Below are 2494 nucleotides of genomic sequence, written 5' to 3'. Positions count from 1 at the left end.
TGTTGAATGTCACTGAGAACTGACCCGGTAGAGGTCAGAATTGTCACTGAGAAATGACCCATGTGTAACCGTGCTCCTGACGGGATGTGTTGGGGGTTATTGGAGTGATAGACATGGGATTTTTGAGCGTTATTCGACGGTGGGCACTGAGGGACAAGATGCCCATTCGCGAAATTTCACGGCGAACTGGGCTGTCTCGCAATACCATCAGAAAATACCTTCGTGAGGGGATTGTTGAGCCGCAGTTTCGAACACCTTCGCGGCCAACCAAGCTGGATCCTTACGTGGACAAGTTGTCGACCTGGCTGGTGACGGAGCAGCGCAAATCGCGCAAAGACAGGCGCACGGCCAAGCAGATGCATGCCGATCTGGTGAAGCTTGGCTTTGATGGGTCGTATGAGAGGGTCGCGGCCTTTGTGCGGGTGTGGAAGGTGGATCGGCAGCGTGCGCAGCAAACGACTGGGCGGGGGACATTCGTGCCGCTGGTGTTTCAACCTGGCGAGGCGTTCCAGTTCGATTGGAGCGAGGATTGGGCCATTATCGGCGGTGAACGGGTCAAGCTTCAGGTCGCCCATATCAAACTGTCACATAGCCGGGCGTTTCTGGTGCGGGCCTATTTGTTGCAGACACACGAGATGCTGTTTGACGCCCATTGGCATGCTTTCCGTGTCTTTGGCGGAATCCCAAGCCGCGGCATCTACGACAACATGAAGACGGCAGTGGACAAGGTTGGTCGTGGCAAGCAGCGTGATGTGAATGCGCGCTTTCTGGCCATGACCAGCCACTACGTCTACGAGCCTGAGTTTTGCAATCCGGCCGCGGGCTGGGAGAAAGGCCAGGTTGAGAAGAACGTCCGCGATGCGCGCCATCGTCTGTGGCAGGTCGCTCCAGAATTCTCTGATCTTGAAGCGTTGAACAACTGGCTGGAAGAGCGCTGTAAGGTACTTTGGGCAGAGACGGCACATGGTAGCTTACCCGGTAGTATTGCCGACATCTGGGAGGCTGAGAAACCTGCGTTGATGCCATTGCCAACGGCCTTTGACGGCTTTGTTGAGCAAAGTAAGCGGGTGTCACCAACCTGCCTGATCACCTTTGATCGTACCCGATACAGCGTTCCGGCGAGCTTCGCGAACCGTCCGGTCAGTTTGCACATCTACCCCGAGCAGTTGGTCGTCGTGGCCGAAGGGGCCGTGATTTGCAGGCATGAACGCATCATTGAGAGGTCACACCGTCAGCCTGGCCGCGTCATCTATGACTGGCGGCATTATTTGGCTGTGCTCCAGCGTAAGCCGGGCGCGCTGCGCAACGGTGCCCCGTTCATGGAAATGCCCGATCCCTTCCGACAATTGCAGGATCTTATGATGAGAAAGCCGGGCGGTGACCGAGAAATGGTCGATATCCTGTCGTTGGTTCTGCACCATGATGAACAGGCCGTGCTCTGCGCTGTAGAAATGGCGCTGGAAGCGGGCGTGCCGACCAAGACTCATGTGCTGAACCTGCTTCACAGGCTGGTGGATGGCACTCCGACCGACCAACCCGATGTAACGCCACCTTCAGCCCTGGCCCTGGACAAGGAACCTGAGGCCAATGTCAGCCGCTACGACGGGCTGCGGCAAGGAGGTACGCGTCATGCGTCATGATCCTGCCGGTGCCGCCATCATCATCATGCTGCGCAGCCTGAAGATGCCGGGCATGGCGCAGGCCGTGGGCGATCTAATCGAACAGGGGGCACCTGCATTCGATGCAGCCGTCCCCATACTCTCGCAGTTGCTCAAGGCGGAAATGGCCGAACGAGAGGTGCGCTCCATCGCCTACCACATGAAGGCAGCGCGCTTTCCGGCCTACAAGGATCTGTCCGGCTTCAGCTTCTCCGACAGCGAGATCAACGAAGCTCTGGTCCAGCAACTGCATCGCTGTGAGTTCATGGAAGGGGCTGAGAATGTTGTTCTGATCGGAGGGCCAGGCACAGGGAAATCGCATGTTGCGACCGCCCTCGGCGTTCAGGCCATCGAGCATCACCGCAAACGCGTGCGCTTCTTCTCAACAGTCGAGTTGGTTAATGCGTTGGAACAGGAAAAGACCCTCGGCAAGGCCGGAAAAATCGCTGAGGCACTGGTGAAGACAGACCTCGTGATCCTTGATGAACTTGGATACCTGCCGTTCAGCACATCAGGCGGCGCGTTGCTGTTCCACCTTCTCAGCAGACTCTATGAGCGCACCAGCGTGGTCATCACCACCAACCTCAGCTTCAGCGAATGGGCAACGGTGTTCGGTGATGCCAAGATGACGACTGCTTTGCTCGACAGGCTTACCCACCGCTGCCACATTCTCGAGACTGGCAATGACAGCTATCGCTTCAAAGCCAGCTCCGAGATTGCGAAACAGAAACGGAAGGAAACACCAGCATTGACCACATCATGACGAACAAAGCATAACGACTGAGCGGGTCAAATCTCGGTGACAATACCGGGTCAGTTCTCAGTGACATTCAACA

2 protein-coding genes are annotated in these 2494 nt (G+C 56.8%); both read left to right on the top strand.

Annotated features, from left to right (window positions below; all coding sequences use genetic code 11):
• The first annotated feature begins 113 nt into the window (after window positions 1–113).
• Window positions 114–1640: an IS21 family transposase gene (gene istA / locus FAP39_RS17235; RefSeq protein WP_138017608.1), complete on the top strand. Its 1527-nt coding sequence runs from the start codon at window positions 114–116 to the stop codon at window positions 1638–1640.
• Window positions 1630–2421, top strand: coding sequence for an IS21-like element helper ATPase IstB (istB, locus tag FAP39_RS17230; RefSeq protein ID WP_138017607.1), 792 nt, complete (start codon window positions 1630–1632; stop codon window positions 2419–2421). Before istA ends, istB begins: the two co-directional genes overlap by 11 nt.
• The last annotated feature ends 73 nt before the right edge of the window (window positions 2422–2494 follow it).

The sequence above is a fragment of the Shimia litoralis genome (genome assembly GCF_005518135.1).
Lineage (GTDB): Bacteria > Pseudomonadota > Alphaproteobacteria > Rhodobacterales > Rhodobacteraceae > Shimia_E > Shimia_E litoralis.
The sequence above is the reverse complement of the archived record's forward strand: the minus strand, read 5'-3'. Positions and strand labels throughout refer to the sequence as shown.

Excerpts from the sequence above, each read along its gene's own strand:
- istA (WP_138017608.1), top strand. The coding sequence starts at position 114 with ATGGGATTTTTGAGCGTTATTCGACGGTGGGCACTGAGGGACAAGATG.
- istB (WP_138017607.1), top strand. The coding sequence starts at position 1,630 with ATGCGTCATGATCCTGCCGGTGCCGCCATCATCATCATGCTGCGCAGC.